The sequence below is a fragment of the Mycobacterium sp. NGS39 genome (assembly GCF_059812765.1).
In genome coordinates, this window is record NZ_JCALDH010000001.1 from 359,413 (window position 1) to 382,124 (window position 22,712).

The window sequence follows — 22,712 nt, forward strand, 5'->3', positions numbered from 1 at the left end:
CACAGCTTCGGCTGGGGCGGCGTCAAGGGCCAACCGGTCGACAGCTCCGGTTGTGGTCAGGGCCCGGCGGCCTGGGACGGCGTGGTGATGCGTGCGGCAATCCATGGCAGGGCGTCGGCGAATGCGCGGGCGGCGAACTGCCAGGTGTGGTAGCTGACCTGGCTGTGCACCGAACAGCTGATGTTCACCTTCGTCGCCGCCGCGCATAGGTCTTCGGCGGCGCCGGCCTGGTCGGCGTCTTTGCCCTCGTCGTGTCCGCCGAATCCCTGCGGGGCGGCCGAATGCGGGCGTGCGCCGAGGTGCCCGACCACCGAATTGAGTTGGTCCGCAGGCGGTTTGATGGTGTCTTCGAACCATCCCGCCACGCCGCGGTAGGGTCCGTGTTCGGCCATGACGGTGGCCGGATCGTAGGCGGCCCATTGCGCCGCGTCGCCGCCGTAGAGGCGATCGATCGTCTGTTGCTTGGTTCCGGCGGTCGGCCCGTGATCGCCGGCGATGTCTTCGAAGGTGGAGAACAGCTCGGGGTGCATCACCGTCAGATCGACTGCGCAGGTGCCGCCCATCGACCAGCCCACGACAGCCCACCGGGCCGCCTCCGGCGCCGAGTTGAACCGCGAAATCACAAAGGGCCGAACGTCTTTGACGAGATGGTCGGCGGCGTTGCCGCGCGGGCCGTTGACGCATTCGGTGTCGTTGTTGAATCGGCCGCCGGCGTCCACGAACACGAAGATGGGCACCTGCCCGGGGTGGCTGGCGGCATAGCCGTCGATGACCGGCATGATGTTGCCGCTGCGGATCCAGTCGGCGGGCGTGTTGAACTCGCCGCCGATCATCATCACCGCCGGCAGCTGAGGCGGTGTGTCGCCGAGGAACCATGCGGGCGGCAGGTAGACGTATTCGCTGCGATGCTTGAAGCCGCTGGCGTCGTCGGGGATGTCGACGTTGACCAGCTTGCCGGTCGACACCGCCGTGTTACGCAGTGCGGGCAGATCGTTGGCGTCTACTTCGTCGGGCAGCGGCCCGGCGGTCAGTGCGTTCCATGCCGCCTGGACGGTGGGGTAGTAGCCGACCCATTGATTGAGGGTGATCAGCACCGCCAGCAGCGTCAGCGGAACGGTCAGCACCGACACCACCCGACGCCAGATCTTGGCGCCGCGCCACCCGACGACGGCCACTGCGGTCGCGGCGACGAAGACGGCGGTCCACAGCCATAGCTGGACGGGCGCCGGATCTGAGGCCAGTCCCTCGGAATTGACGTAGGCCCGCGCCGCCAACGCCGCGACGGCTCCAGCGGCCACACTCACCGGCACCCACACCAGCCGCCAGCGCCGGGATCGCCAGCCGACCGCGGCCAGCACCGCGACGACGGCGGCGACCTCGACGAGGATGGGTAGCCACCCGCCGAGCAGAGAGACGCCGTGGCGTGCCTGCACCCAGTCCGGCGGTGGAACCGGCGGCACCGGGGATGGCGGTGCGGGTGACGGCGGTGCCGGCGGAGCGTCGAAGAGCAGGTTGATCATTGCCGCCGCTGCGCCCCTGCTACCACAACGCCATTGAGCCAGCCTTCCTGTCAATCAGCCTGAAAGCTTGCGCCGAATTCCCTGGACTTCACCGAGTAGGGTCCGACTCCAGGCGCGCGGCGAGCCACGGCAGGGCCGAGGCGAACGCGTGCGCGGCGAACTTCCAGGTGTGTTCTCCCGGCAGGACTCGCACCTCGGCGGCGATGCCGGCCTTGCGGGCCGCGGCACCGAGCTGGTTGGCGTGGCGTTGGTGGGTGGGCTCGGCGGTGCCGCTGATGAACCGCCCCGCGGTGTCGTGGTAGCGGCCGTGACGGGCCATCACGGTGAGCGGATCGTGAGCGGCCCATGCCGCCGCGTCGCCGTTGAACAATCGGGCGATGGTGTCTTGTCTGCTGCCGAGGTTGGGTCCGAGATCACCGGAGATGTCGACAAAGCTGCCGAAGTCGCCGGCGTGTACGACCACGAGGCTCACCGCGCAGGTGCCGCCCATCGACCAGCCAGCCACCGCCCACCTCCGCGGGCCCGCCGCGGCGCCGAACGTCGACCTCAGATAGGTCGGGATGTCGGCGACGAGATGGTCCTCGGCGTTGCCGGCGGAGCCGTCGACGCACTCGGTGTCGGTGACCACATCACCGGTGGCGTCGGCGAACACCAGAATCGGCGCGCGCCCGGCGTGCTGCTCGGCGTAGGCGTCGGCGGTCTGCACCGCATGCCCGGCACGGATCCAGTCGTCGGGTGCGGCGAACACGCCGCCGATCAGCTCCACCACCGGCAGCTGCGGCCTGGGCTGGCCGAACCACGCCGGCGGCAGGTAGACGAACTCTTGTCGGTGCCGGAAGTGGCTGGCAGTAGCCGGTATCGAGACGGCGACGACGCGCCCGGTGCGGGTGGTCGGCGAGATGGCGCTCAGCTGGGAAAGCTGCATCACAGCGGGCATCGGCGCATGCGAGATCGACAACCACGCGTCGCGCAATGTGGGGTAGTAGCCGACGTCGGCGTTGACCGCGTTGGCCAGTGTCACCGTGCTGAGCAGCACCGCCAGCACGGCCAGCCCGCGTCGCCACCACCGCTCGCCGCGCCAGCCCGCGACGAGTATGAGCGCGGCGAACAGGAGCGCGGCCACCCAGACCGGCGCCTCGGCAGGCAGTGGATCATCCGTGCCCAGCACCGTCGGCACCGCGAACCAGACGGCGGTAGCACCGACGGCTGCGGCGACGGCGACGATCGGCAGCCACCGTGTCCGCCAGTGCCGAGTGCGCCAGCCGATGGCCAACAGGGCCACGCTCAACGCCGCAGCCCGCAGCGTCCACGGAAGCCACCCGTCCAGCAGCGAGACCCTCATCGCAGCCACCCCCGGTCTTGACGGCCGAAGAGAACTGGCCGCTGAGTCCCCAGTGCCCGCGGAGAAGCCTATTGAATGGCGGCGTCACTGCCAGCGCTTTGGCGGATACGCGGAACCGGCGCCGCGGACGGCCCGTCAGCCGGACCGTCCGCGACGCCGGAAAGCGCATCCCCTCAGAACAGGGGCACCCACACTCCGAAGTACCAGAATCCCCAGCCCCCGAACTGCGGGTTGAAGACCGGAACGGCGGTGTAGCCGTTGTAGTCGAACGGCCCGAAATCAGCGCGGGCAGCGACCACGTCGCGCGGTGGGCCGTCATAGTGACGGTTCCATCCCCCTGGAGGCGGCGGTCCGTCCCAGCCCCCGGCAGGCGGCGGGCCATCCCAGTTCGGCGGCGGCGCACCCGGCGCCGGGCCGTCGTTCCAGCCGGGGCCGCGTTCCGGCGGAGGTGGCGGCGCACCGTTGCCAGGCGTGCTGAAGCCGTGCGGTGCGTCACGAGGTCCGCCGACCTGGTCGTTGCCCCGCTCGAAATGCCCGGGCGGGACGTACGGCGGAGCGTTGTTCACCGGCGCATTGCCCTGCGGCTGGTTGCCCTGCGGCTGGTTGCCCTGCTCAGGCCGGTCGCCCTGCGGAGCCTGTGGTGAATTGCCTTGGGGCGCTTGGCGGTTGTCACCCTGCGGAACCTGGGGCGAATTGCTTTGGGGCGCTTGGCGATTGTTGTCCTGCGGACCCTGTGGTGAATTGCCTTGCGGCGCTTGGGGCGTATTGTTCTGCGGACTCTGCGCGTTGCCCTGCGGACTCTGCGGCGCATTGCTTTGTGGGCTCTGCGGTGAGTTGCCTTGCGAGCCTTGGCGGTTGCTGTCCTGCGGGCTCTGTGGCGAATTGCCCTGCTGGCCTGGCCCGCTCGGGCCGGGCTGGCAGTTTTGCTGGTTGCCGCCCTGACCGCACGGCTCGGCGACGGCCGGGCCCGCGCCCCACAGAATCGCCGATAGGCCGAGTCCGGCGGCGACCGCCGCGCCGGCTATTTTTCTGACGTACAAAGTTGTTCCCTTTCTTTGAAGGTTCTGCTGGCATACTCGCCGGGCGAGTATCTCTACGGGCAGGTGACGTCCAGCTCGAACGAACGTGACACCTGCTGCTGCGTACCGCTGTCGAAACCCGTTGCGGTGCCGGTGATCTTGTAGGACTTCCCGTTCAGCGATGCGGTCGCGCTGCCCTGGTTGGCCGCATCGGAATAGCCCAATGTCACGCCGTTGACCACGCCGAGCCCCACCGAGTGCACCGCTGGTGGATTCGCGGTGGTGACCACCGCGCCGACACCGTTCGTCGGGTCACCGATGCCGATGTTGACGTTGTCCCCGGAGGTGGTGCAGCTGGCTTGGCCGCTGACGTTCTGACTCTGCCCGTCCACGATCACGGCCGGGCCGGCCGCAGGTGCCGACGACGTCGACGAACTCTCGTTGGACTTACCACCCGAACAGCCCGCCAGCGTCGCGGCCACCATGCCCGCAGCCGCGAGACCGAACATCAATTCGCGCTTCAACCCGTTCTCCTTTGCCTGGTTTCACCGATGAAGATGCATCTCGGCGGCAACTCGATGCCGGCCGCCGCCGTGCTGACACAGACTCTTACCCAAGACGCGCACGGCGGGAAGCGACCGGAGCGCTCAGACAGCCCGACGGGCTCGTCTCGTTACGCTCCCGTGGCGCGGCTATCAGCACGTATGTGTGCAGGCTATGAATCCCTTTGCCTTTGCTGTGGATTGGGCTCGAGTCGTGTCGGTCGGGTGTTCGACGGCGGCGTTGTCAGTGCCGGGACGACAATGCCCTCATGGACTCTGACTTCGAGTCGGCGCAATCGCGACGCGACGCTGCGGGAGGCCCGAGCGCGTCCGATCTGCGCCGCTGGCGGCGACACTTGGCCAACGAGCGCGCGGAGGCAGCCGTCTACCGCGATCTGGCGCAACGCCGCAGCGGTGAGGAACGCGAGATCCTGCTGGCGCTGGCCGCCGCTGAAGCCCGCCACGAGCGGCACTGGCTCGACCTGCTCGGTGCGCAGGTCGGCAAGCCGCGCCGTCCGGATCTGCGCACGCGGATGCTCGGCTTTCTGGCGCGCCACTTCGGATCGGTGTTCGTGCTGGCCTTGGCGCAGCGTGCCGAGGGCCGGTCGGCCTACGACACCGACGTCGACGCCACCCCGACGATGGCGGCCGACGAAACCATCCACGAGGAGGTGGTGCGTGCACTGGCCAGCCGGGGCCGCGACCGGTTGTCGGGCACCTTCCGCGCGGCGGTGTTCGGCGCCAACGACGGGCTCGTCAGCAACTTGGCGCTGGTGCTGGGTGTCAGCGCAACCGGGGCGTCGGGGCACACGGTGCTGGCCACCGGGCTGGCCGGGTTGCTCGCCGGAGCGCTGTCGATGGGCGCCGGTGAGTACGTGTCGGTCAGTTCGCAACGCGAGCTGCTGGATGCGTCCATCCCGCACCCGCAGGCGAGCTCGGCGGTGCCGCAGCTGGACGTCGACGCCAACGAGCTGGCGCTGATCTACCGGGCGCGGGGCATGGACGCGGCGCAGGCCAGTGCCCACGCCGACGAAGTTCTGCGCAGTCAGCAGCCTCACTTGGGCAGTGCGGACAGCGGCCAGAGCCACGCCGAACGCAGCGAGGCGATCGGAACGGGTATGCGGGCGGCGGCGTCCAGCTTCTGTTTCTTCGCCTCCGGTGCGCTGATCCCGGTCCTGCCGTTTCTCGCGGGCCTGCGCGGAATCGCGGCGTTGGTGGTCGCTGCCGCGCTGGTCGGGCTCACCTTGTTGGCGACGGGCGCGGTGGTCGGTCTGCTGTCGGGCGGCTCGCCGCTGCGCCGGGCGTTGCGTCAGCTGCTGATCGGCTACGGCGCGGCCACCATCACCTACCTGCTGGGCTTGTTGTTCGGGACTGCGGGCGGCTAGCCGAATCGTCTTCGGATTTGATTGCGGGCCACCAGATCGCCGAGCCGATCAACGCGAACAAGGCTGGGATGACAAGCGTGCGCACCACGAACGTGTCGAGCAGAATGCCAAGGCCCACAATGATTCCCAGCTGTGTCATCACAATCAGCGGCAGGACGCCGAGCACGCAGAACACTGCTGCCAGCACGATGCCGGCGCTGGTGATCACCCCGCCCGTCGCCGAGACTGCGCGCACCATCCCCTGCCGCGTGCCGTGCCGGGTTGTCTCTTCGCGGGCGCGGGTGACCAAAAAGATTGTGTAGTCCACCCCGAGCGCGACCAAGAACAGGAGCGCGAACAGCGGAGTGCTGTTGTCGAGCGCGGGGAAGCCGAACACGTGGATGCTGGCCCAGCTGCCGAGTCCGAGGGCGGCAAACGCGGACAGCACGGTGGCCGCGATCAGCACCAGTGGCGCCAGCGCCGCGCGCAGCAGCAGGTACAACACCAGCAGCACGACGGCCAGGATCGCCGGAATGACGACGAGCCGATCCCGGGCGGCGGCGTCGCGCACGTCGAGCGCTTTCGCGTCCGAGCCGCCGACCAGCGCGCTCGGGTCTGCTGAATGCACTGAATCACGAAGCGCGCCAACGGCTTTGAAGGCACCGTCCGACGCTGGTGCGGCATCGACGATCACCGACCACCGGCTCAGCCCGGTCGGCGACTGGCCGGTGACCCGAGCCGACACCGCGCCCGGTGTGCCGTCGATCGCCTGCTGCACCGCAGCCGTGTGAGCGGTCTGGGCGACGACGACCGTCGGATCGGAGAATCCACCGGGGAAATGTGTTGCGAGCACGTCGAATCCGGCCACCGAGTCGGCATTGACCCGGAACTGCTGCGTCTGCGAAAGCCCGATCTTGGTGCCTGCAAGACCGGTCGCCAGCACCGCCAGCACGACGATCGCAACGCCGCCTACCAATGTCGGACACCGTGACACAGCCTCTGCGACGCGGTGCCACGGACCGGTGTCGACGGTCTCGGCGCTGCCCGGGCGCGGAACGAAGGGCCAGAACAACCGCTTGCCGAACAGAGCCAGCAGCGGCGGCAGCACCAGCAGCACGAACACCGCGGCCACCACCAGCCCGCACGCAGCCAGCGCGCCTAGGCTTCGCGTGCTAGGGATGACCGCCAGTAGCAGGGTGAGCAGAGCCAGGACCACAGTCGCGTTGCTCGCGGCGATCGCGGGGCCGGCGCTGCGCACCGCGGTTCGCAGCGCAGAGCGATGATCTGCGTTGTGCCGCAGCTCTTCTCGGTACCGCGAGATCAACAGCAACGCATAGTTGGTTCCGGCGCCGAACACCAGCACGCTGGTGATGCCGGAGGTCGACCCGTCGAACGTCAACCCGGTCGCGTCGGCGACTGCGGTGCCCACCCCGCTGGCGACCCGATCGGCGAACCCGATGACGGCCAGCGGCACCAGCCACAGCACCGGCGAGCGGTACGTCACGATCAGCAGAAGGGCCACAACTAGTGCGGTGACGATCAGCAGCGTGATGTTCGCGCCGCTGAACGAGTTCGCGATGTCGGCACCGAAGGCCGGGCCGCCGGTGACGTGCGCGGTGAGAGTGTCCGGCAATCGGTCGTCGGCTAAGTGGCGCAGCGACGCGATCGCGTCGCGCAGCGCGAATCCTGACAGCGCAGGGTCCAGCGGCACCGGGGCGATAGCCGCCTTGCCGTCCTGCGACGGGATCGGCGGGGTTCCCGCGACCGAGCCGACGGCCGAAAGGTCGGCGGGACTCAGCACACCGCCGTCGGCGCGGGTCACCACGACGATCGCCGCTGCTGCGGTGCCGCCCGGGAAGTGCTCGGCGGCGGCGTCGGCGCGCGCCGATTCGCTGTTGGCGGGCAACGATTGCGGCGCCTGGGTACTGGCCGCGTTGCTGCCGACGAAGCCCATCAAGGCGCCACCGAGAAGCGCGACGGCCAGCGCGATCAGCCACGACCGACGGCCCGTGACTGCGGCTGCAAGCCTGTCCCAGAACATGCAGCGCATAATTTCAGATACTTAACAGTTAAGCAAATGAAGGTATGCTGCTGTCGATGACGAAGGAGCGGCCTGCACGCGCGGAGCTCGAAGAGCAGATCTCCGCCGACGTCCGCGCGCTGTCTGCCGAATCGGATCAGATCGGCCGGCTGTTTGCGGCACGACATGGCGTGAGTCCTAACGACTTTCGGGCGCTGCTGCATGTGATGGTGGCCGACAGCGCGGGCGAGCCGCTCACGTCCGGTGAGCTGCGCGACCGCATGGGTGTGTCCGGGGCAGCGATCACCTATTTGGTCGAGCGGATGATCAAGTCCGACCACCTTCGCCGAGAAGTTCATCCGGCCGACCGCCGCAAGGTGATGCTGCGGTACGCCGAACACGGAATGGCCCTCGCCCGTGCGTTTTTCGCCCCGCTGGCCGAGCACACCCGCGAGGCGATGGCAGAGCTGCCCGACGACGACCTGGCCGCTGCCCATCGCGTGTTCACCGCGCTGATCGCCGCGATGCGGGCATTCGAAGCCGAACTCGGCGAAGACTCAACCTAGTCGCGGTTGAGCGTGGCCTCCTCCAGGTCGAGCCCACGCAACGCCGTGCGCAGCACCTCGTCGTCGATACGGCCCGCGTCGCGCTCCTCGATGAACGTCTTGCGTTCTGCGGCAAGCATTTCCAGGCGCAAGCGACGAAACGCCGAGGCCGGCCCCTCGCCGATTTCCTCGTCGCTTCGGCCCAGCCGCTCCCAAGCGGCGTTGCGGCGCCGCTCGTTCCAGTGCTGAAGGATCTTCGCCGCATGCTCGTGGACGTCAGCGGGGCCGCGCTGTTGCTGCTCGGCGAGCAGCTCCTCGAGCCGTGCCTCGGCCGCGCGGGCGGCACGGTCTTGAGCCGCCGCCAAAGTGACCGCGTCGCGCTGCGCCTCGTCGCTTTGCACGCCGAGGATCCGGACGAACCACGGCAGGGTCAGTCCGTGCAGCAGAAGCGTGCCGATCACCACCACGAACGTCAGGAACACCAGGTGCGGCCGGCCCGGAAACGGCGCACCGGACACCGTCGACAGCGGCACCGCGAACGCCGCGGCCAGCGAGACCACGCCGCGCATTCCGGCCCACGCCAGCACGAAGACCTGAGCCGGCGTGGGTTTCGGGTCGCCTTCACGCTTGCCGGCGAACAGAGCCCGCGGCAGGTACGTGAACAGGTACACCCACGCGATCCGCACCAGCAGCACCGTCAAGAACACCGCCACCGACGACCAGATGACCGTCGCCGCCGGCATCCCGCGCATCTCGCGCACCACCCCGGGCAGCTGCAGACCGATGAGCAGGAACGCAAACGACTCCAGGATCAGCTGCAAGGCCCGCCACACCGCTTGGTCCTGAAGCCGGGTCGCATAGCTGGCGTGCGTGGAGCGCTGGCCCAGATACAGCGCGGCGACGACGACGGCCAGCACCCCGGAGCTGTGAATCTCCTCGGCGATCAGGTACACGACGAACGGCGCCACCAGTCCGATGCCGCTTTCCACCAGCGGGTCGTCGAGGCGTGACCTGATGAAGTCCACCGTGACGCCGAACAGGGCGCCCACCACCCCACCACCGGCCGCAGCCAGTGCGAACGTCCCTATGCCTTGCGTCCAGCTGACCGCGGTGCCGATCGCCGCGGCCAGCGCCACCTTGTAGACGGTCAACGCCGTCGCGTCGTTGAGCAGGCTCTCGCCGCCGAGCAGCGTCATGGTCTTGCGCGGCAGTCCCAGCCGGCGGCCCACCGCGAGCGCGGCGATCGCGTCGGGCGGCGCCACGATCGCGCCGAGCGTCAACGCCGCGGCCGGCGTCAGCTCGGGCACAGTGCGGTACGCGACGAAGCCGACCGTGAACGCTGTCGCCAGCGGCAGACCGACCGCCAGCAATGCGATGGGGCGAAAGTTCTTGCGCAACGCGACATAGGAGCTCTGCAAGCCAGCCGACCACAGCAGTGGCGGCAGAATCACCGACAGCACGAAGTCGGGGTTCAGTTCGACAGCGGGCACGCCGGGAATCAAGCCGGTCACCAGTCCCGCGACCACCAGAGCCAATGGCGCGGACACGTTGTAGCGCCGAGCCACCGCCGCCAGCAACACGGCCGCGACAAGGACCAGCAACAGCGGCGTGTTCACGTCCCTATCCTTGAGCAGCATGCGGCGCCGCGCACCCGAGCCCCCCGAGACCTGCGAGCACTTGGCTGCGGCCGCGGGCGCGCGTGAGCCGCAGCCGCTGACGCCCGGCCGCTGTCAGGAGTGCTCCGAACTGGGCGAGTCCACCTGGGCGCACTTGCGACTGTGCTTGAGCTGCGGGCACGTCGGTTGCTGCGACTCCAGCCTCCACAAGCACGCCACCGCCCACTACCGGGCGACTGGTCATCCGGTGATGCAGTCGGCCGAGCCGGGCGAGAGCTGGCGGTGGTGCTACGTGGACGTCCTGCTCGGCTGAGCGTCGATCTGGGAGGCTGACGAGGTGACCGACGAATCGCGGCCGCTGAGCCTGATGCTGCTCGGCGCCGGCGAGTTGAGCCGCGAGCTGGTCACCGCGTTGCAGCGGCTCGGAGTGGTGGTGACGGCGGTCGACCGCCAGGCCGATGCGCCCGCGCACGACGCAGCCGACCGCAGTGTCGTGATCAAGATGACCGACGCCGACGAGCTGACCGCGCTGATTGACCGCGAGCGCCCTGACTACGTCGTGACCGACGCCGTCGACGCCGACGGCACGCCCGCCGTCGCCTACGACGCGCTGCTGGCCGTCGCCGAGGCTGGGCTGACCGACGTGGTGCCCACCCCCCGCAGCACGCAGCTGTGCGGTGACCGCGAGGGCCTGCGCAGGCTGGCCGCTGACGAGCTCGGGTTGCCGACCGCGCCGTTCTGGTTTGCCGGGTCGCCCGACGAGCTGGCCGCGATCGCGCAGCACGCAGGCTTCCCGCTGGTGGTGCGGCCGGTGAGCGGCAGCCCGGGGGAGGGCGAGTCGGTGCTGCTGCGGCCCGAGGACGTGGCGCCGGCGTGGGACCGGGCGGTCGCGGCGGGTGGTCGAGTGGCCAACACGCGGGTGATGGCCGAGACCATGGTGGACATCGACCACGAGGTGACGCTGCTGACCGTGCGCGGCGCCGGGCGCGGCGAGGTGCAGTTCTGCGCGCCGATCGGGCACCGGCAGGTCGACGGCGGACTGCTGGAGTGCTGGCAGCCGCAAGCCATGACGGCGGCGGCCAGGGACGCGGCCAAGTCGATTGCGGCGCGGATTATTAACGGCCTCGGCGGCCGCGGGGTGTACGGGGTGGAGCTGCTGGTCAAGGGCGACGAGGTGTACTTCGTCGACGTCAGCCCCCGGCTCACCGACACCGGGCTGGTGACGCTGCGCTCGCAGCGGCTCTCGCAGTTCGAGCTGCACGCCCGCGCGATCCTGGGCCTGCCGCTGGACACGATCATGATCACGCCTGGCGCCGGTCAGGTGGTCTACGCCCACAGCCAGCTCGCCGCACCTGACGGTGACGTCGACACCGAGCGGGCGACGCAGGCGCTGACGGACGCGCTCGCCGTGCCGGAAAGCGACGTGCGGATCTTCGGGCACGCCGCGTCTCATCCCCGCCGCCGCCAAGGTGTGGCGCTGGCCACCGCGCCCGATGTGACCACTGCTCGCGAGCGGGTGCACCGCGTGGCCGCCGCTCTGCGGAAGTTCTGGTGATGCGCGGGCGATGAGCGCTCGCGCGAAGAGCAGAACATCTTGTGGGAGACTTCGGAACGTGAGCTACGCAGGTGACATCACGCCCGAAGAGGCTTGGAAACTGCTGAGCGACAACCCCGACGCGGTGCTCGTAGACTGCCGCACCGATGCCGAATGGCGGTTCGTCGGAGTTCCCGACATCTCGGGTCTGGGCCGTGACGTCGTGTACGTCGAGTGGTCGAGGGTGGACGGCACACACAACGAAAAGTTCATCGACGAACTGATCCAGGCCGGTGTCGAGCCCGGTGAACGACCCGTGGTCTTCCTGTGTCGCTCGGGCAACCGGTCGATCGGCGCCGCTAAGGCTGCGACGGCAGCCGGCATCGGCCCGTCCTACAACGTATTGGACGGGTTCGAGGGACACCTCGACGAGCACGGGCATCGCGGCGGATCGGGTTGGCGCGCAGTGGGTTTGCCCTGGAAACAGACATGAGTATCAAAGATCCTGCCGAGCTGCCCGAGGGCGTCAGCCAGGCCACCATCGGCGTGCGCGGCGCGCTGATGCGGTCCGGCTTCGAGGAAACGGCCGAGGCCATGTACCTGACGTCGGGGTACGTGTACTCCAACGCTGCTGAAGCCGAGGAGGCGTTCGCCGGCGGCATCGATCGCTACGTGTATTCGCGGTACGGCAACCCGACAATCTCGATGTTCGAGGAGCGGCTTCGGCTGATCGAAGGCGCGCCAGCATGCTTTGCGACCGCGACAGGCATGGCTGCGGTATTCACCTCACTGGGGGCGCTGCTGGGAGCGGGCGACCGGCTGGTGGCGGCCCGCAGCCTGTTCGGGTCTTGCTTCGTGGTGTGCGACGAGATCCTGCCGCGCTGGGGTGTGGAGACCGTGTTCGTCGACGGTGACGATCTGTCGCAGTGGGAAGAAGCGCTGTCGGTGCCCACGCAGGCGGTGTTCTTCGAGACGCCGTCGAATCCGATGCAGTCGCTGGTGGACATCGAAGCGGTGTGCCAGCTGGCGCACGCGGCGGGTGCAAAAGTGGTGCTGGACAACGTCTTTGCCACTCCGCTGCTGCAGCAGGGCTTTCCGCTGGGCGTCGACGTGGTCGTCTACTCGGCGACCAAGCACATCGACGGGCAGGGTCGGGTGCTGGGCGGCGCGATCCTGGGCGACAAGGAATACATCGACGGGCCGGTGCAGAAGCTGATGCGTCACACCGGGCCGGCGATCAGTGCCTTCAACGCATGGCTGCTGCTCAAGGCTCTGGAGACGTTGGCGGTGCGGATGGAGTACAGCACCGCCTCGGCATTGCGGATCGCGGAGTTCCTGGAGAACCACCCGGCGGTGAGTTGGGTGCGCTACCCGTTTCTGCCCTCGCATCCGCAGTACGACCTGGCCAAGCGGCAGATGACCGGCGGCGGCACCGTCGTCACCTTCGAGCTGGAAGGCGGCACCAAGGAGCGTGCGTTCGAGGTGCTGGACAGGCTGCGGCTGATCGACATCAGCAACAACCTCGGCGACGCGAAGTCGCTGATCACGCACCCGGCCACCACGACGCACCGAGCGATGGGCCCCGAAGGCCGGGCGGCGATCGGCCTGGGCGACGGCGTGGTGCGGATCTCCGTCGGGCTGGAAGGCACCGACGATCTGATCGACGACCTCGACCAAGCGCTGAAGTAGCTCTCGCACGTGCGGCCTCGCTGCCTCGGATCACCTCCCCCATGCCGGCATGATGGTCGTCGCATCCGACAACTTCGCGCGAAGCCGTCGTAGCATCTGGCACATGTCCAAGCCGAGCGCCGCGAAGAAGGCGCGTCGTAAGAGGCGGCAAACCCGGCGTGCCGAATGGGTGGCGTTGACGTCGCTGCTGGAGGAGATCGACGAGATCGAAGAGGACCTGCTCGACCGGGCGCTGACCGTCGTCCATGCCCGCGACATCACGGACGTCGTGCTTGGCGTCGGCGAGGAAATCGACGACAGCCACCCCGACGAACTTTTGGATCTACTGGCGCAGGCTGACCGCTTCGACCGCCGAATCACCCAGCGCGGCTGGACATTTGACGCTGAACATTCAATCCACGGCTTGGCGGTGTGGCACTTCGCTCCGTCGGGTTTCGAGCCCGACGACGACGAAGTCGAGGCGGTCACGCGGGTGTTCTTCACCATCGAAAGCGAGCTCGAGGATCACGACGACTTCCCCGACAGCGTGTCGGTGATGCTGGTCGGCACCGGCTTGAACGTCAGCGCGCTGCGGCTTTCGCCCGAGCGCTTCTTCGAGAACATCGACGCGATCGAGGCATACCGCGCTGGGCAGCCGCCGCCGGACCTCTAGCCGTCGTCGACCCCCAGCGCGTGCTGGGCGCGGTCCTCGTAAGGTTGCCGAGCCGTCGAGTCGAATTCCAAGAACACGCGGTCGTTGCCGAGCTTGCGGTTCAGCCAGCGCCGGCCTCGCGGACCGAGCATCTGCGCCAGCGCGGCAATGAACCGCAATTGCCGCGGCACCGACACCAGCGTGGTCGGCTTGTCCAGCACCTTGACCACCGCCGCGGCAATGTCTTCCGGCTGCACCGGCTTCTGCGCGGAGCTGGTGTGCGTGCCCGCGATCAACTCGGTGTTGGTGAACGTCGGCAGGATCGCGCTGACTTCTATTCCCTGCGGTGCGAATTCGTCGGCCATTGCCGTGGACAGCCCGACGACCGCGAACTTGGTGCCCGCGTACACCACCTGACCCGGCACCGCTGTCATGCCCGCCATCGAGGCAATGTTGACGATGTGCCCGCTGCGGCGGGCCACCATCTCCGGCAGCACCAGCTGACAGCCGTTCAGCACGCCGTAGAAGTTGACCTCGATCGCCGAGCGGATCGCCTGCTCGGACTGCTGCAAGAAGGGACCAATCGGCATCACCCCGGCGTTGTTGATCAGCACGTCGATGTGCCCGCCGCCCTCGCTGCGCGCCTTGTCCAGGAATTCGCCGAACGACTGCCGGTTGGTGACGTCCAGCGGATAGCCCGACACAGGTCCCAGCCGGTCCAGCGCCGACACCGCGGCCTCGAGCGCATTGACGTCGCGGTCGCCGATCACCACCCGCGCTCCGCGCCGCAGCAGCGCCTGAGCGGTCGCGTGGCCGATGCCCCGCGCGGCGCCGGTGATCGCGATGGTCTTACCGCTGATGTTGTCCATGGCGCCGAACTTTACGCCTGTCAAGTTCGCGCTCGGCCGCTGCCGCGGCAGGATGGGAGGCATGACCGGGCCGGCTCTGCTGCGATTCGTCGCGGTCTCACAGGACGACCCGCTCGCTGCGCCGCTGTTGACAGAGCTGGCCGCCGAGTACGCCGAGCGCTACGCCGGCGACCACGGCCGCATCCTGAACTGGTTGCGCGGTTACCCGGCCCACGAATTTGCCCCGCCGCACGGCGCGATGCTGTTGGGGCTGTTCGACGGAAAGCCGGTGACGGGCGGCGCATTCCGCCGGTTCGACGCGCAAACCGCTGAGCTGAAACGCATCTGGACCGACCGTGCGTACCGGCGCCGCGGCCACGCCCGCGCACTGCTGGCCGAGTTGGAGTCGCTGATCGCCCAGCGCGGCTACCGTCGGGTGTACCTGACCACCGGTGACCGCCAGCCCGAAGCCGAGGCGTTGTACCTGTCGCGCGGTTATACCCGGCTGCCCGAGCCGTTGCCCGGCGAACGCGAGGTCTATCCGGTCGCCTTCCTGAAGGTGCTGGCGCGAACCTAGGGTGCAGTCATGAGCCTCGTCACGTATGAGCTGCAAGACCACATCGCCACGATCACCCTCAACCGCCCCGAGGCGCGCAACGCGATCAACGGCGCACTGCGCCAGGATCTCAACGCGGCATGGAACAGGTTTCGCGACGAGGAGGACGCCTGGGTCGCCATCCTGGCGGCAAACGGCGACGTGTTCTGCGCAGGGGGCGACTTGAAGGACGGCGAGGGCTCGGTCGGCACCTTCGCCGGCACCTTCTGGGAGAAGCCGACGATCAATTCCTTCGAGTCTGGGATGGAGCTGTTCAAGCCGACGATCGCTGCGGTGCATGGCCCGTGCATCGGCTACGGCTTGACCGGAATCCTGTTCTGCGACTTCGTCATTGCCAGCACTGAGTCAACATTTTCGTTTCCCGAAGTGGCGCTTGGCGTTCCGACGATCGTCGGCGCGATCCGGTTGCCGCAGCGGGTGCGGTGGGCACATGCGATGGAATTGCTGTTGACCGGGAAGCGGATGAGCGCCGAGCGGGCCTATGAGATCGGTCTGGTGTGGAAGTTGGTCGAGCCAGACGAGCTGCAGGCAGAGGCTCGAGAGTGGGCCCGCACCCTCACCGAAGCCGCCCCGCTGGCGCAACGGGCTACCAAGGAGGTCGCATGGCGAAGCGCCGACATGGGCTGGATCGAAGCGGTGCGCTTCGGTGAGACCATGCGCAAAGTCGCTGCCGCGACACAAGATGCGGCCGAAGGTGTGAGTGCATGGCTGGATAAACGCAAACCCGTCTGGCGCGGGCGCTGAGAGTCAGTGGACGCCGCACCCCACGAAGCTGAGCCCGGGTAGCTCGATTTGCCCTGTCTCCGTGTGGAATTGCTCGACCGCGACCTTGGCTTGCGCTTTCATCGCGGCGATCGTCTCCGGAGGCTGCATCGAAAGCAACGGCCGAACCGGGCCCGCTAGTGCGGTGAGCACCGACCACCATTCGTCGAACGACCGCACAATCCAGCGCATCGAGACCTCTCGAACGGCGATGTCGGCGAACCTCGCCGCGGCCATCAGGGGTTCCAAGTGACCGTAACCGGCCAAGCCGAATGCGTCCGGCATGCCCGGCGGCGGTGACGGTACGCCGGTGTGTGAGGTGATGACGTCGAACAGCAGCGCCACCCACGGGTTTCGCTCACTGGGGCCCCACACCGAGAACGCTGCGCGACCACCCGGCACTAGCACTCGAAACGACTCCCGCAGTGCAGCAAGAGGATCCAACACCATAGTCAACCCGTCGCGGCAGAGCACCACGTCGAACGAAGCATCTGGAAACACGATGTCTTGCATGTCGAGTTGTACGGCCTTCACATTGGACAGCGCCCGGCCGTCGGCGCGTTCGGCCGCAACCGCCGTCATCTGCGGTGTGACGTCGGACAACACCACTTCGCCACCGGGTCCGACTATTTGCGCGGCCGCCAGACCTACACCACCAGCACCACAGGCCAGATCGAGTACTCGCATCCCAGCCCGCACACCTGCCATCGCGAGCATGGCTTCGGTGACTGGCCTCCCGAACTCGTCTACCGCCTCGGCGTGCTCAGCCCACGCGGGTGCTGCCGAGGACCACATGTCACGCAGTGCCTCTTTGAGCGGGTCCGTCACGCCAGTGCCTGCTTGACGGCCTCGCGGATCGGCCCCCGCCAAAGCGGCCCGTGCCCCGGCAGCAGCACGTCGGTGTCCAGAAGCTCGAGCGCACCCAGGCTGCGCCGGCAGCCGTCGTCGTCGTGGTTGAACACCGACGGCAGTAGCTGTGGGCCGCGCCGGCGGCTGACCGCGTGCGCGGTGACCAGCGCGTCGCCGGTGACGAGCACGCCGTCGACGACGAAGCTGCAGTGTCCGCCGGTGTGGCCGGGTGTCGGAATGGCCATCGGCTGGCCGGGCAGTGTTGCGGCGATGTCGGCGGTCAACGCCTGCGCGGTGGGAATGCCGTCCCGCACGGTGCCGCCCTTGCGCAGTAGCCGCACCGCCCACGGCGCCCACCGCGGCCGCCAGATGTTCATCGCGACGTCCAGCGGCGAAACCTGCTCCAGATATTCGCGCTTGGCGTGGCCGACCTCGTCGGGGTGACAAAACACTTGTGTGCCATGGGTTTTCGCGAACCAGATGGCCGATCCCAAGTGGTCGACGTGGGCATGGGTCAACACGATGGCCCGCACGTCGCCGGGTGTCGCACCCAATTCGGACAGCGACGCCACCACGTCGTCGCGATCCCCGGGTAGCCCCGCGTCGAAAAGTGTCACACCGTCATCGGACGTCGCCACCGCCCAGTTCACCAGCTCGCCCTGCACGAAATGAACGTTGTCGCTGACAGATGTGATCCCCCACGCCATGACCGCCGAGTCTAGTGAGGAGTAGAACTGACACGTGCCTGAACTGAAATTGGGATACAAGGCGTCGGCTGAACAATTCGACCCCCGCGAGCTCGTCGAGCTGGCGGTGCTGGCCGAGCAGCACGGCATGGACAGCGCCACCGTCAGCGACCATTTCCAGCCGTGGCGCTTCGAGGGCGGCCATGCGCCGTTCTCGCTGGCGTGGATGGCCGCAGTCGGCGAACGTACAAAGCGCCTGGTGCTCGGCACGTCGGTGCTCACGCCGACCTTCCGCTACAACCCGGCGGTGATCGCGCAAGCGTTCGCGACCCTGGGCTGCCTGTATCCCGGCCGGGTGTTCCTCGGTGTCGGCACGGGAGAAGCGCTCAACGAGATCGCCACCGGATACGAAGGCGACTGGCCGGATTTCAAGGAGCGGTTCGCCCGGCTGCGCGAGGCGGTTCGCCTGATGCGCGAATTGTGGAACGGCGACAGGGTCACATTCGACGGCGAGTACTACCGCACCAAAGGCGCGGCGATCTACGACGTGCCCGACGGGGGCGTGCCGGTGTACATCGCGGCGGGCGGGCCGGTCGTGGCGAAATACGCGGGACGCGCCGGCGACGGGTTCATCTGCACCTCCGGCAAGGGCGAAGAGCTGTACAAGGACAAGCTGATTCCCGCGGTGCTGGACGGAGCGGCAGCCGCCGGCAAGGATCCCGACGCCATCGACAAGATGATCGAGATCAAGATCTCATACGACACCGATCCGGAACTGGCGCTGGAGAACACGCGATTCTGGGCGCCACTGTCGCTCTCCGCCGAGCAGAAGCACAGCATCGACGATCCGATCGAAATGGAGAAGGCGGCCGACGAGTTGCCGATCGAACAGGTGGCCAAGCGGTGGATCGTCCCGTCGGACCCGGACGAGGCCGTCGAAAAGGTGAAGCAGTACGTCGACTGGGGACTCAACCACCTGGTGTTCCACGCGCCCGGCCACGACCAGCGGCGGTTCCTGGAACTGTTTGAGAAGGATCTCGCTCCGCGGCTGCGCCGGCTGGGCTGACGTGGCCGCCAAGCCGTCCATCTACATCACCTCCCCGGAAGGCGACACCGGCAAGTCGACGATCGCGCTCGGGGTGCTGCATGGGCTGGCGGCCACGGTCGCGAAAGTCGGTGTCTTCCGGCCTATTACGCGCCGCGGCGAGGACCGCGACTACATACTGGAAATGCTGCTGGCGCACGCGACCGCCGGCCTGCCCTACGACCAGTGCGTGGGCGTGACCTACCAGCAGCTGCACGAGGACACCGATGCGGCGATCGCCGTGATCGTCGACCGCTATCACGCCCTCGCCGACCAGTGCGACGCGGTGGTGATCGTCGGCAGCGACTACACCGACGTGGCCACCCCCACCGAGTTGAGCGTGAACGGCCGAATCGCCGTGAATCTCGGTGCGCCTGTGCTGCTTTCGGTGCGAGCCAGGGGTCGCAGCCCCGAGCAGGTGGCCCAGGTGGTGGAGTTGTGTCTCGGCGAGTTGGCCCACCAGCACGCCTACACCGTCGCCGTGGTGGCCAACCGGTGCGACCCGCCCCAGATGGACGCGGTGGCCGAGGCGTTGCAGCGGTTCGAGCCGAAGATCTATGTGCTGCCGGAGGAGCCGCTGCTGGTGGCCCCGACCGTTGCCGACCTTCAGCGTTCGGTGAACGGAGAACTGGTCAGCGGCAGCGCCGCGCTGATGAGCCGCGAGGTGACGTCGGTGTTGGTGGCCGGCATGACCGCCGAGCATGTACTCGAGCGGTTGGCGGACGGAGCAGCGGTGATCACCCCGGGCGACCGTTCGGACGTGGTGCTTGCGGTGGCCAGCGCGCATGCGGCCGAAGGATTTCCATCGTTGTCGGCGGTCATCCTCAACGGCGGCCTGCCGCTGCATCCGTCGATCGCGGCGCTGGTGAACGGGCTGGGTTTGCGGCTGCCGATGATCGCGACCACGCTGGGCACCTTCGAGACCGCCAGCGCAGTCGCGTCGACACGCGGACGCGTGACGGCCACCTCGCAGCGCAAGATCGACATCGCGCTGTCGCTGATGGAGAGCTGCGTCGACATGCCGGAACTCCTCGGACTGCTGGACGTTCCGATCCCCACCGTGACGACGCCGCAGATGTTCACCTACCAGCTGATCCAGTGGGCCCGCGCCGACCGCAAACGCATTGTGCTGCCCGAAGGCGAGGACGACAGGATCCTGCAGGCCGCGGGCCGGCTGCTGCAGCGCGGGGTGGCCGACCTGACGATTCTCGGGCCAGAGGCTCAGATACGTTCCCGCGCGGCTGAACTCAACGTCGACCTGTCGTCGGCGACGCTGCTCGACCCACTGACCAGCGAGCTCGCGGAGAAGTTCGCCGAGCAGTACGTCGAGCTGCGCAAGCACAAGGGCGCCACGATCGAGAAGGCGCGCGAAACCATGGCCGACGTGTCCTACTTCGGCACCATGCTCGTCTACAACGGCATCGTCGACGGCATGGTGTCGGGCGCCGCGCACACCACCGCCCACACCGTGCGCCCCGCCTTCGAGATCATCAGGACCAAAGCCGGTGTGTCGACGGTGTCGAGCATTTTCCTGATGTGCCTCGCCGATCGCGTACTGGCATACGGCGATTGCGCGATCGTTCCAGAGCCGACCTCCGAACAACTGGCCGACATCGCGATCTCGTCGGCACACACCGCCGCCCAGTTCGGCATCGAGCCCCGCGTCGCGATGCTGTCGTACTCCACCGGCACCTCCGGTGCGGGCGCTGAAGTCGAAAAGGTCCGCAGGGCAACCGAACTGGTGCGGCAACGAGAACCCGAGCTGTTGGTCGACGGCCCGATCCAGTACGACGCGGCAGTGGAGCCGTCGGTGGCGGCCAGCAAGGCGCCGGACTCACCGGTCGCCGGCCGTGCGACCGTGCTGATCTTCCCCGACCTCAACACCGGCAACAACACGTACAAGGCGGTGCAGCGCAGCGCCGGAGCAATCGCGATCGGGCCGGTGCTGCAGGGCCTGCGCAAGCCGGTCAACGACCTGTCGCGCGGCGCGCTGGTCGAAGACATCGTCAACACCGTGGCGATCACCGCAATCCAGGCGCAGGAGCGCGCGTGACAGACACCGTACTGGTGCTGAACTCGGGCTCGTCGACCCTGAAATATGCGGTGGTGCAACCGGATTCGGGCACGTCGGTGGCGGACGGCATCGTCGAGCGGATCGGTGACGACGGCGCCGAGGGTGGCGTGGCCGACCACCGCGAGGCGCTGCGCATCGTGTTCGGCCAGCTCGACGAGCCGCAGGGGCTCGCGGCGGTCGGCCACCGAATCGTCCACGGAGGCAAGGCGTTCTACGAGCCGACCGTGATCACCGACGCGGTGGTGGAGAAACTGCAGGAATTGTCACCGCTGGCGCCGCTGCACAACCCGCCGGGTGTGCTGGGCATCGAGGTGGCGCGCGAAGCGTTGCCGGACCTGCCTCACGTGGCGGTGTTCGACACCGCGTTCTTCCACCGGTTGCCGACGGCCGCGGCGCTGTACGCGATCGACCGAGAGCTCAGCGAGCGCTGGGACGTGCGCCGCTACGGCTTCCACGGCACCTCCCACCAGTACGTCAGCGAGCAGGCCGCCAAGTTCCTCGGCCAGCCGCTCGAGTCGCTGAGCCAGATCGTGCTGCACCTGGGCAACGGCGCGTCGGCGGCCGCGATCGTCGGCGGACGGCCCGTCGACACCACCATGGGGCTGACCCCGATGGAAGGTCTGGTCATGGGCACCCGCGCCGGGGACATCGACCCCGGGATCGTCTTCTATCTGTGGCGCACGGCCGGCATGGGCATCGAGGAGATCGAGACCATGCTGAACCGTCGCTCCGGGATGCTGGGGATGTGCGGCGAGATCGACTTCCGCCGCGTGCACCACCTCATCGAATCCGGCGACACCGCAGCGAAAACCGCCTACGAGGTCTACATCCACCGGCTGCGCCGCTACATCGGCGGCTACCTGGCCTTGCTCGGCCACACCGACGTGATCACGTTCACCGCAGGGGTTGGCGAACACGACGCCGCGGTGCGCCGGGATGCACTGAGCGGAATGAGCCGCCTGGGCATCGAGCTCGACGAGCACCGCAACGCCGACCCTGCCCGGGGGCCACGCCGGATTTCGAGCGACCAGTCGCCGACGACTGTGCTGGTGATCCCGACCAACGAGGAGCTGGCCATCGCCCGCGCCTGCATGACCGTCATCTGAGCGAAGGTGTTGGCACACTGGTATCAGGCCGATGCTGAAAGGTTGCGTTGCGCGACCCGACGTAGTAGTTAATTACTGCCTCGAGGACCCTGGGCGAACGTACGAATGGTGCGTCTCCCCGGGGAGACGCGTTCCGATCGAGCCTTGGCGCGCGGCACAGGAACGGGAAGCGGACTGCTGAGGCGGAGCCATATGGCAAATGGGTACGACGGCGGGGAAGCCCTGGCGTGGGGCGCTCCCGAACGTGTGGGGTGGTTTCGCTATTTCTTCGACGACGAACGCTGGGAATGGTCGCCCCAAGTGGCGAAGATGCACGGATACCAACCCGGCACCGTCGTCCCCACCACCCAGTTGGTGCTGTCGCACAAGCATCCCGACGACTACCGGCAGATCGCCGACACGCTGGCGCTGATCCGCCAGACACGGCAGGCCTTCAGCAGTCGTCACCGCATCCGCGACACCGAGGGAGTGGTGCATCACGTCGTCGTCGTCGGCGATCAGATGCGCGATGCCGACGGCTCGGTGATCGGCACGCACGGCTTCTACATCGACATCACGCCCGCCGAACAGGCACGCCAGGACCACCTGACCGCCGAGGTCACCAAGATCACGCAGAGCAGGGCGGTCATCGAGCAGGCCAAGGGCATGCTGATGGCGATCTACGGCATCGACGCCGACGCCGCGTTCGACCTGCTCAAGTGGCGCTCGCAGGAAACGAACGTCAAGCTGCGGCCCCTGGCCGAGCAGATCGCCGCCGACTTCTCCGCTGTCGCCCACGACGAAGCGCTGCCGGCCCGGTCGGTCTACGACAACCTCCTGCTGACCGCCCACCAGCGGATCACAGCGAACGCCTGAAGCCCGGCCG

The 22,712-nt window shown here is 68.0% G+C and carries 22 protein-coding genes; 13 read left to right on the forward strand and 9 right to left on the reverse strand.

The window, feature by feature from the left end:
• Window positions 1-56 precede the first annotated feature (56 nt).
• From AC5Y39_RS01730 to AC5Y39_RS01745, 4 genes are all read right to left on the reverse strand, one after another.
• Window positions 57-1,520 carry an alpha/beta hydrolase gene (locus tag AC5Y39_RS01730; protein ID WP_500015989.1) on the reverse strand — a complete coding sequence of 488 codons (1,464 nt, stop codon included), beginning with the start codon at window positions 1,518-1,520 and terminating at the stop codon, window positions 57-59.
• Window positions 1,521-1,608: 88 nt separating this feature from the next.
• A complete protein-coding gene (locus AC5Y39_RS01735) occupies window positions 1,609-2,862 on the reverse strand; it encodes an alpha/beta hydrolase (RefSeq protein WP_500015990.1) in 1,254 nt (417 codons plus the stop codon).
• A 173-nt stretch (window positions 2,863-3,035) separates the two neighbouring features.
• Complete coding sequence (locus AC5Y39_RS01740; RefSeq protein ID WP_500015991.1) at window positions 3,036-3,902, reverse strand: MAP_0585 family protein; 867 nt, start codon at window positions 3,900-3,902, stop codon at window positions 3,036-3,038.
• A gap of 53 nt (window positions 3,903-3,955) precedes the next feature.
• Window positions 3,956-4,405 (reverse strand): lipoprotein LpqH, encoded by a 450-nt coding sequence (locus AC5Y39_RS01745; protein WP_500015992.1) that lies wholly within the window; start codon window positions 4,403-4,405, stop codon window positions 3,956-3,958.
• 287 nt (window positions 4,406-4,692) lie between these two features.
• Between AC5Y39_RS01745 and AC5Y39_RS01750 the strand changes: the two genes are divergently transcribed.
• Complete coding sequence (locus AC5Y39_RS01750) at window positions 4,693-5,808, forward strand: VIT1/CCC1 transporter family protein (RefSeq protein ID WP_500015993.1); 1,116 nt, start codon at window positions 4,693-4,695, stop codon at window positions 5,806-5,808.
• Here AC5Y39_RS01750 and AC5Y39_RS01755 read toward each other — a convergent pair.
• Window positions 5,765-7,828 carry an MMPL family transporter gene (locus AC5Y39_RS01755; protein ID WP_500015994.1) on the reverse strand — a complete coding sequence of 688 codons (2,064 nt, stop codon included), beginning with the start codon at window positions 7,826-7,828 and terminating at the stop codon, window positions 5,765-5,767. The two genes, AC5Y39_RS01750 and AC5Y39_RS01755, sit on opposite strands and share 44 nt — an antisense overlap.
• 56 nt (window positions 7,829-7,884) lie before the next feature.
• Between AC5Y39_RS01755 and AC5Y39_RS01760 the strand changes: the two genes are divergently transcribed.
• Window positions 7,885-8,373 (forward strand): MarR family winged helix-turn-helix transcriptional regulator, encoded by a 489-nt coding sequence (locus tag AC5Y39_RS01760; RefSeq protein WP_500015995.1) that lies wholly within the window; start codon window positions 7,885-7,887, stop codon window positions 8,371-8,373.
• On the opposite strand, the gene AC5Y39_RS01765 is transcribed toward AC5Y39_RS01760, so the two are convergent.
• Complete coding sequence (locus AC5Y39_RS01765; protein ID WP_500015996.1) at window positions 8,370-9,968, reverse strand: Na+/H+ antiporter; 1,599 nt, start codon at window positions 9,966-9,968, stop codon at window positions 8,370-8,372. The two genes, AC5Y39_RS01760 and AC5Y39_RS01765, sit on opposite strands and share 4 nt — an antisense overlap.
• A 19-nt stretch (window positions 9,969-9,987) precedes the next feature.
• Between AC5Y39_RS01765 and AC5Y39_RS01770 the strand changes: the two genes are divergently transcribed.
• The 5 genes from AC5Y39_RS01770 (at window position 9,988) to AC5Y39_RS01790 (ending at window position 13,843) form a co-directional block, all read left to right on the forward strand.
• A complete protein-coding gene (locus tag AC5Y39_RS01770) occupies window positions 9,988-10,281 on the forward strand; it encodes a UBP-type zinc finger domain-containing protein (RefSeq protein ID WP_500015997.1) in 294 nt (97 codons plus the stop codon).
• A gap of 24 nt (window positions 10,282-10,305) precedes the next feature.
• On the forward strand, window positions 10,306-11,523 hold the full coding sequence (gene purT / locus AC5Y39_RS01775) for a formate-dependent phosphoribosylglycinamide formyltransferase (RefSeq protein ID WP_500015998.1): 1,218 nt from the start codon (window positions 10,306-10,308) through the stop codon (window positions 11,521-11,523).
• A 58-nt stretch (window positions 11,524-11,581) separates the two neighbouring features.
• On the forward strand, window positions 11,582-11,995 hold the full coding sequence (locus AC5Y39_RS01780; RefSeq protein WP_500015999.1) for a rhodanese-like domain-containing protein: 414 nt from the start codon (window positions 11,582-11,584) through the stop codon (window positions 11,993-11,995).
• Window positions 11,992-13,191, forward strand: a complete 1,200-nt coding sequence (locus tag AC5Y39_RS01785; protein WP_500016000.1) for an O-succinylhomoserine sulfhydrylase — start codon at window positions 11,992-11,994, stop codon at window positions 13,189-13,191. Before AC5Y39_RS01780 ends, AC5Y39_RS01785 begins: the two co-directional genes overlap by 4 nt.
• 103 nt (window positions 13,192-13,294) lie before the next feature.
• Window positions 13,295-13,843 carry a hypothetical protein gene (locus AC5Y39_RS01790; protein ID WP_500016001.1) on the forward strand — a complete coding sequence of 183 codons (549 nt, stop codon included), beginning with the start codon at window positions 13,295-13,297 and terminating at the stop codon, window positions 13,841-13,843.
• Here the strand turns inward: AC5Y39_RS01790 and AC5Y39_RS01795 are convergent.
• On the reverse strand, window positions 13,840-14,691 hold the full coding sequence (locus AC5Y39_RS01795) for an SDR family oxidoreductase (protein ID WP_500016002.1): 852 nt from the start codon (window positions 14,689-14,691) through the stop codon (window positions 13,840-13,842). The two genes, AC5Y39_RS01790 and AC5Y39_RS01795, sit on opposite strands and share 4 nt — an antisense overlap.
• Window positions 14,692-14,752: 61 nt before the next feature.
• On the opposite strand from AC5Y39_RS01795, the gene AC5Y39_RS01800 reads away from it, so the two are divergent.
• Both AC5Y39_RS01800 and AC5Y39_RS01805 read left to right on the forward strand, forming a co-directional pair.
• Window positions 14,753-15,247 carry a GNAT family N-acetyltransferase gene (locus AC5Y39_RS01800; protein ID WP_500016003.1) on the forward strand — a complete coding sequence of 165 codons (495 nt, stop codon included), beginning with the start codon at window positions 14,753-14,755 and terminating at the stop codon, window positions 15,245-15,247.
• Window positions 15,248-15,256: 9 nt separating this feature from the next.
• The gene (locus AC5Y39_RS01805; protein ID WP_500016004.1) at window positions 15,257-16,030 is read left to right on the forward strand and encodes an enoyl-CoA hydratase/isomerase family protein; all 774 of its coding nucleotides are present in this window, start codon (window positions 15,257-15,259) and stop codon (window positions 16,028-16,030) included.
• Window positions 16,031-16,033: 3 nt separating this feature from the next.
• Here AC5Y39_RS01805 and AC5Y39_RS01810 read toward each other — a convergent pair whose 3' ends face one another.
• Together AC5Y39_RS01810 and AC5Y39_RS01815 are read right to left on the reverse strand one after the other, a co-directional pair.
• On the reverse strand, window positions 16,034-16,876 hold the full coding sequence (locus tag AC5Y39_RS01810) for a class I SAM-dependent methyltransferase (protein WP_500016005.1): 843 nt from the start codon (window positions 16,874-16,876) through the stop codon (window positions 16,034-16,036).
• On the reverse strand, window positions 16,873-17,604 hold the full coding sequence (locus tag AC5Y39_RS01815) for an MBL fold metallo-hydrolase (protein ID WP_500016006.1): 732 nt from the start codon (window positions 17,602-17,604) through the stop codon (window positions 16,873-16,875). The genes AC5Y39_RS01810 and AC5Y39_RS01815 overlap by 4 nt, the downstream gene beginning before the upstream one ends.
• A 34-nt stretch (window positions 17,605-17,638) precedes the next feature.
• Here AC5Y39_RS01815 and fgd point away from each other — a divergent pair, with 34 nt between their 5' ends.
• From fgd to AC5Y39_RS01835, 4 genes are all read left to right on the forward strand, one after another.
• A complete protein-coding gene (gene fgd, locus AC5Y39_RS01820; RefSeq protein WP_500016007.1) occupies window positions 17,639-18,649 on the forward strand; it encodes a glucose-6-phosphate dehydrogenase (coenzyme-F420) in 1,011 nt (336 codons plus the stop codon).
• A 1-nt stretch (window position 18,650) separates the two neighbouring features.
• Window positions 18,651-20,720: a phosphate acetyltransferase gene (pta, locus tag AC5Y39_RS01825; RefSeq protein WP_500016008.1), complete on the forward strand. Its 2,070-nt coding sequence runs from the start codon at window positions 18,651-18,653 to the stop codon at window positions 20,718-20,720.
• On the forward strand, window positions 20,717-21,847 hold the full coding sequence (locus tag AC5Y39_RS01830) for an acetate kinase (RefSeq protein ID WP_500016009.1): 1,131 nt from the start codon (window positions 20,717-20,719) through the stop codon (window positions 21,845-21,847). The genes pta and AC5Y39_RS01830 overlap by 4 nt, the downstream gene beginning before the upstream one ends.
• Before the next feature lie 192 nt (window positions 21,848-22,039).
• Window positions 22,040-22,702: a PAS and ANTAR domain-containing protein gene (locus AC5Y39_RS01835; protein ID WP_500016010.1), complete on the forward strand. Its 663-nt coding sequence runs from the start codon at window positions 22,040-22,042 to the stop codon at window positions 22,700-22,702.
• Window positions 22,703-22,712: the final 10 nt, after the last annotated feature.

Excerpts from the sequence above, each read along its gene's own strand:
- AC5Y39_RS01805 (WP_500016004.1), top strand. The coding sequence starts at position 15,257 with ATGAGCCTCGTCACGTATGAGCTGCAAGACCACATCGCCACGATCACC.
- AC5Y39_RS01750 (WP_500015993.1), top strand. The coding sequence starts at position 4,693 with ATGGACTCTGACTTCGAGTCGGCGCAATCGCGACGCGACGCTGCGGGA.
- AC5Y39_RS01795 (WP_500016002.1), bottom strand. The coding sequence starts at position 14,691 with ATGGACAACATCAGCGGTAAGACCATCGCGATCACCGGCGCCGCGCGG.
- AC5Y39_RS01815 (WP_500016006.1), bottom strand. The coding sequence starts at position 17,604 with ATGGCGTGGGGGATCACATCTGTCAGCGACAACGTTCATTTCGTGCAG.
- AC5Y39_RS01735 (WP_500015990.1), bottom strand. The coding sequence starts at position 2,862 with ATGAGGGTCTCGCTGCTGGACGGGTGGCTTCCGTGGACGCTGCGGGCT.
- AC5Y39_RS01760 (WP_500015995.1), top strand. The coding sequence starts at position 7,885 with ATGACGAAGGAGCGGCCTGCACGCGCGGAGCTCGAAGAGCAGATCTCC.
- AC5Y39_RS01790 (WP_500016001.1), top strand. The coding sequence starts at position 13,295 with ATGTCCAAGCCGAGCGCCGCGAAGAAGGCGCGTCGTAAGAGGCGGCAA.
- AC5Y39_RS01755 (WP_500015994.1), bottom strand. The coding sequence starts at position 7,828 with ATGTTCTGGGACAGGCTTGCAGCCGCAGTCACGGGCCGTCGGTCGTGG.
- AC5Y39_RS01835 (WP_500016010.1), top strand. The coding sequence starts at position 22,040 with ATGGCAAATGGGTACGACGGCGGGGAAGCCCTGGCGTGGGGCGCTCCC.
- AC5Y39_RS01770 (WP_500015997.1), top strand. The coding sequence starts at position 9,988 with ATGCGGCGCCGCGCACCCGAGCCCCCCGAGACCTGCGAGCACTTGGCT.
- AC5Y39_RS01800 (WP_500016003.1), top strand. The coding sequence starts at position 14,753 with ATGACCGGGCCGGCTCTGCTGCGATTCGTCGCGGTCTCACAGGACGAC.
- AC5Y39_RS01730 (WP_500015989.1), bottom strand. The coding sequence starts at position 1,520 with ATGATCAACCTGCTCTTCGACGCTCCGCCGGCACCGCCGTCACCCGCA.
- AC5Y39_RS01785 (WP_500016000.1), top strand. The coding sequence starts at position 11,992 with ATGAGTATCAAAGATCCTGCCGAGCTGCCCGAGGGCGTCAGCCAGGCC.